At 65.9% G+C, this 5208-nt stretch carries 3 protein-coding genes and 3 pseudogenes; 1 reads left to right on the top strand and 5 read right to left on the bottom strand.

The genetic code is table 11. The features are described 5' to 3' along the window. Positions 1–427: 427 nt before the first annotated feature. Together ACZ4MF_RS48645 and ACZ4MF_RS48640 are read right to left on the bottom strand one after the other, a co-directional pair. Positions 428–895: pseudogene (locus tag ACZ4MF_RS48645) on the bottom strand (IS5 family transposase); the annotation flags it as partial. A gap of 17 nt (positions 896–912) precedes the next feature. Beyond that, positions 913–1995 carry an IS110 family RNA-guided transposase gene (locus ACZ4MF_RS48640; protein WP_467500835.1) on the bottom strand — a complete coding sequence of 361 codons (1083 nt, stop codon included), beginning with the start codon at positions 1993–1995 and terminating at the stop codon, positions 913–915. A 342-nt stretch (positions 1996–2337) separates the two neighbouring features. On the opposite strand from ACZ4MF_RS48640, the pseudogene ACZ4MF_RS48635 reads away from it, so the two are divergent. After that, positions 2338–2724, top strand: a pseudogene (locus tag ACZ4MF_RS48635) (IS110 family transposase); the annotation flags it as partial. Here the strand turns inward: ACZ4MF_RS48635 and ACZ4MF_RS48630 are convergent. From ACZ4MF_RS48630 to ACZ4MF_RS48620, 3 genes and pseudogenes are all read right to left on the bottom strand, one after another. Beyond that, positions 2694–2897 (bottom strand): annotated as a pseudogene (locus tag ACZ4MF_RS48630) (NF041680 family putative transposase); the annotation flags it as partial. The pseudogenes ACZ4MF_RS48635 and ACZ4MF_RS48630 sit on opposite strands and share 31 nt — an antisense overlap. Continuing rightward, on the bottom strand, positions 2869–3036 hold the full coding sequence (locus ACZ4MF_RS48625) for a transposase (protein ID WP_467500837.1): 168 nt from the start codon (positions 3034–3036) through the stop codon (positions 2869–2871). The gene ACZ4MF_RS48625 and the pseudogene ACZ4MF_RS48630, both read right to left, overlap by 29 nt. Before the next feature lie 347 nt (positions 3037–3383). Then, the gene (locus ACZ4MF_RS48620) at positions 3384–4859 is read right to left on the bottom strand and encodes an MFS transporter (RefSeq protein WP_467500834.1); all 1476 of its coding nucleotides are present in this window, start codon (positions 4857–4859) and stop codon (positions 3384–3386) included. Between the last annotated feature and the right edge of the window lie 349 nt (positions 4860–5208).

Genomic DNA, 5208 nt, shown 5'->3' with positions numbered 1-5208 from the left:
CAACACCGCCGAGATGCAGGACCGCGTCAACGACTACCTCTCCTTCACCTCCATCCTCGGCGTCCCCGCAGGCTCCAACCTCACCTGCTGACCGCAACCCATGGCAACGTCCGACCATCAACCCTTCTCACAAACCGAATAGCCGTCTCCCCAGTGCCGAATCAATCAGGATCTTCAACCTGATTATGAAGCTGGCGGGTTGGCATATCAGAATGGCGAAGCTCCTGGTAGATGGGTTGTCAAACACGAACAACCTTCTCTGCCAGGAGCCTCGCGCACTTGCGAGTGGCGTTAAGTCCGATCTCCTCCGGTTCTTGATCGCCAGATCGTGGTACTGATAGCCGTCCGGGCCGCCTGGTGGGCATGTCCATGTTGAGATGCGCACGTGAAGAGAGAGCAGCCGTACCCGAGCGACTTACACCATGTCCTACATGGCCAGTTTGACGAGGCGTTTGTAGCAGCAGAGGGCCGCGGCGAGGCCGAGGAAGGCCAGGTAGTTGCGGGGATGTCGCTCGTAGCGGGGTGACAGGCGGCGGTAGCCGGTCAGCCAGGAGATGGTGCGCTCGATGACCCACCGTCGGCGTCCCAGTCGTTGGCTTGAGTCGATTCCCTTGCGGGCGATGCGGACTCCGATGTGCTGGCTGTGCAGCCATCGCCGCAGGTCAGGAACGTCGTACGCTTTGTCGGCATGCAGTCGCTGGGGCTTGGAATGGTCGCTGTGGGATTCGTGTCCTACGTGGAAATGGGCGACCATCGGCTTCAGTCCGAGGCTGTCATGGGTGTTGGCCGCAGAGAGTCCGACGCGTAGTGCCAGTCCGCTCGCGTCCGACAGGACATGCATCTTGGAACCTGGCCTGCCTCGGTCCACTGGCGACGGATCTGCAAGTTCGCCCCCGAGGCTGCTATATCGCGTCAAGCTGCTTGAGGAAGATCTTCGGGATTCGCTTCGCTGTCGCGGCTCGCGCGTTCGAGGATCTTGAAGAGCTGACGGCAGATGGCACGTTTGAGGCACCGCTGGGTGTCCCGGGAGGTCTTGCCCTCGGCGACTCTGCGGGCGACGTACGTCTTCGTTCCCGGGTCCAGCCGCATCCGGTTCAACGTGATGGTGTGCAGGGCCCGATTGAGCTGCCGATCGCCACTACGGTTGATCCGGTGCCGGTTGGTCAACCCCGAGGAAGCCGGGATCGGTGAGACACCGGCGAATGAAGCAAATGCCGCCTCGGACCTGAACCGACCCGGATGCGACCAGCTGACCAGCACCTGAGCAGCGGTGATCGGCCCGACACCAAGGAGATCGAGCAGCTCGGGCACCAGCTGTCGTACGAGGTTGAGGATCTCGTTCTCCAGCTCCTTCGCCTCGGCCTGCAGAGTCTGTATGCGTTGGGCCGTCGAGCGCAGGGCCCGTGCGGTCATGCGGTGTTCGATGTCGTGGGCCGAACGATCCCGCAGTTGGGAGCAACGCGTGACCTGTGCCGGGCGCTTGAGCTTCCGCAGCTCGGCGCGGAGGTCGTCGGGTGCGGACATGATCAGTGCCTTGAACTGGTTGATCGCGGCGGTGGAGGCGAGGACCGCGCCGTGGCGGGTGGCAAGGAGAACTCGCAGCGCCTCGCGTTCACCGCGGAGACGGGGCTGAATCAAGTGCTCACTGGCGAGGGCCTCCTTGGCCGCCTGGATGGCGTCGATCATGTCGGTCTTGCGTCCGCCGCGGACGGCGGGCCGCTTGGGGCGACAGACCTCGACGACGCGTTCGCCAGCCTGGTCGAGGAAAGAGGCCAGGCCGGCTCCATAACTACCGATGCCTTCCAGTGCCCAGCAGCGGCTGCCGGGAATGTGTCGGCGGGCGAAGTCGAGCAGACGACGGTAGCCACGGGCGTTGGCCGGGGCATCGGTAGTGGATAGGACGGCGCCGGTGGGGCTGACGGCTGCGGCGGCGAGCGTGTCTCGATGGGTGTCGACGCCGATGACGCCGTCGACCTGTTCTGTGAGCATGGTCACGCGGTGGTTCTCCTTCAAGGGCTGGACGACCGTGGTCGGCGCCGGCCTGGGTGGAGTCACCGCGTGGCAGAACTGTGATGAGTCACGTCGAAATGGCGGACAAGCTGCTGATCAAGCCAACGGGGTGGGCCAGGCCGACGCCGACGTCCGGCAGACATCTCGGGGGCACGGCAAGCTCTGACGAGCCGCCAATTACCTTGTGGGTCATGCCGGAACGTCAGCGCCAGCCTGGCAGCAGCCCAACCCGGGCCGCATCTCGACTATCACAGTTACCTTCTTCGTGGCCTCGCAATGAGGCTCCCGGCCTTCGGCCCCCGGCATGACTTCGCCCCCTCGTCGATGATGATCGAAAAAGTGGTGTCACCGGGTTGGGGCAACGTGCCTCTTCGTGAGGTGTTCACCAAGCTCCAGGCCAAACACGGCACCGTTCTGGTGGTGGTCGACCAGCCTGCCTCCATAGGCGCGCTGCCTCTGGCCGTGGCCCGCGACGTGGGCTGCCGCGTCGCTTATCTCCCGGGCCTGACGATGCGGCGCATCGCTGACCTCTACCCGGGTGAGGCCAAGACCGATGCCCGCGACGCGCACATCATTGCGGACGCCGCCCGAGCGATGCCGCACACACTGCGGGCCGTTGAATCGGCCGACGAGACCGTGGCCGAGCTGGAGATGCTGCCCAGGTTCGACGACGACCTGGCCACCGGGCATGCCAAGTGCGGGCGGAGGTTCCGAAACCCTCGTCCAACCCGGGCCGGGGTAAGGCGGCCGGGCTCGACGGGCTTCTCCCAGGGATGCCGGAGGTCCGCGGCGGCAGCGCGGAGGAGCCGGAGTTGGGTGTGGGCGGCGATGACGAGCCAGGTCCAGCGGTCGGCGGCCTCAGGGGTGCGGAGCTTGGGGCGGGTCCAGCGCGTCCGGGCGCAGCCAGTTGGTCACATCCACCGCCAGCACGAGGCGTCCTTCCGCGGCCTGCGGCTGCGGCAGCGCGGCCAGAAGTCGGCCGAGACGGGCAGCGCCGATCCGGCCGCGGTTCAGCGCGTCATACATGGCGCCGTGCCCGCGCCGGTGCTCGGCGGCCGGGTCAGGGCGACCGGTGTAGTCACCGGCCCGTCGACGCACAGGAGCGCGTCACCCCGCGCGGTCAGACATGCATGGAAGATGTCTCGGAAGTGTGACGCCCAGGCAAACGCGTCCCGCCGGGCCTCATGTTGCAGCACACTCATGTCCACGGCCTTCGTGCTGGTCCCGTGTGTTTCTTGATCCGGAACACAGGATCGAAGGCCGCCCTGTCGTGCGGGAATTACCCGGCCGGGCGAACGCGTACGAGCAACGTTCGACAGCAGCAGCTCAAAGACCAAGCTTAGGGTAAGGCACCCTACAGGCATCATCACGGATCACGCGCCGACCCCGCCGATCACGGGCGGGCGGTGGCGGTTGCTGACCACCACGTACGCGGCGGCCAGCCCGGCCGCGACCACCGAACAGATCAGGCAGAACTGCCAGAAGCTGGTGAACGCGGCTCGGGTCGGTACCTCGGCAGGCCCCAGACGCACGCTGTGCGCGGAGACACACGAGGACAGCACGGCACCGGAGAACGTGATCATCACGTTGACCACCACGATCGACACACCGATTATCGATGCGACGTGCTCCTTCGGCACACCGTTGGTCCCTTCGATCGTCAAAGCCGCGAAGGTCAGCCCGAAACCGAAGCCGATCACCCCCATGAGCACCGTGATCACCACCAGGCTGGTGTTCTCCCAGAGCAGTCCGCCCGTACCCAGCGCCATCAGCAGCGGCCCCGCGACCATCGAGTAGCCGGGGCGGATGGCACGCACGGCGAGGTAAGCGACGAGCGGCGCGGCGATGAAGATCGTGCAGTCGAGCGGGATCAGCATGGCGGCGGCTTGCAGGGGGTTCTTCGCCATACCGTCTACCGCGGGGGGCAGTTGGATGTAGGTGGCGACACCGATGCCCGCCCCGAAGTAGCCCACGATGCCGACGCCCGCGGTGAGGATCGGGCCCCAGGCCGCGGGAATCGCCAGGACCTTCAGGTCGATGATCGGCGACGCACTTGCGCGTTCCACGGCCACAAAGGATGCCGATCCGACGACCGCCACGGCCAGCAGCACGAGGGTGGACGCCGACGTCCATTCCCATGTACCGCCTTCCGAGAGCGCGATCAGTCCGCTGGCAGTTGCCACGGCGAGCAGCAGCGCACCCTGGAGGTCCAGCGCCACACGGTGTCCGTCGCCGGATCTGGGAACGATGACGAGTACCGCCGCGAGCACGGCCGCCGCCACCGCGAAGTTGATCCAGAACACCGAACTGAACCCACCAGTGTGGATCGCGACGTACCCAGCTACCAGCCCGCCTGCGCCCGCCCCCAGCCAGTTGCACGCCTGGACCAGGCCCAACCCGAAGTTCCGCCTGGTTTCCGGCATCTCATCGCGCATGATGCGCATGTACATCGGTAGGGCTACACCCGCGCACCCCTGGAGCACGCGACCCACCACCAGCGGCCAGAACGAGGTGGCCAGCGCGCAGACCAGTGATCCCGCGGAGAGGGCAGCTAGGGCGAAGACCAAGGCGCGCTTGCGACCCGCGCTGTCACCCCAACGGGCCAGCACCGGAGTGGTGAGGCCCGCGGAAAGCGCCACGGCGGTCACGATCCACATCGCGGAACCCGCCGGTATGCGCAGTGTGCTCTCGATGCGTGGCAGCAGAGGCGTGAGCAGCGCGTTACTCAATGCGTAGGCCAGGGCCGCGCCGCAGAGGACCAGGATCAGGACGTTTGCATACGCTCTGGGGTGGCGGGCCAGCTCGACGGGTTGGCCTGGTACAGCCGCGGACGGGACGTCGGTGCTCATACGTCTCACCTCAGGTCTCCCTGCGACAGCATGGATCCCATGATCGGCGGGTAGCTGATCCAGCGTGCGCCGCGAGGGGCAATGGCACACCCCGAGAGTTCGATTAGCGAACATATGTTTGCTAATCCATTGCGACGATATGGCGCCGTATGGACCGGGTCAACCCTCGGGCTCATGGGTTCGCCCGGTGGCCAGAGACGGCGAGTGCCAGGCCTGCGGCGTGCTGGGGCATGACAGCTCCAACTCTTGGCAGGACTCAGTGGGCGTTAAGTCCGATCTTCCTCGGTTCGTGATCGCTCGATCGTGGTACTGACAGCCGTACGAGCCGTCGGGTGGGCATGTCCATGTT

The organism is Streptomyces sp. NPDC025793 (assembly GCF_055558375.1).
This window is presented reverse-complemented; position numbering and strand designations above follow the sequence as displayed.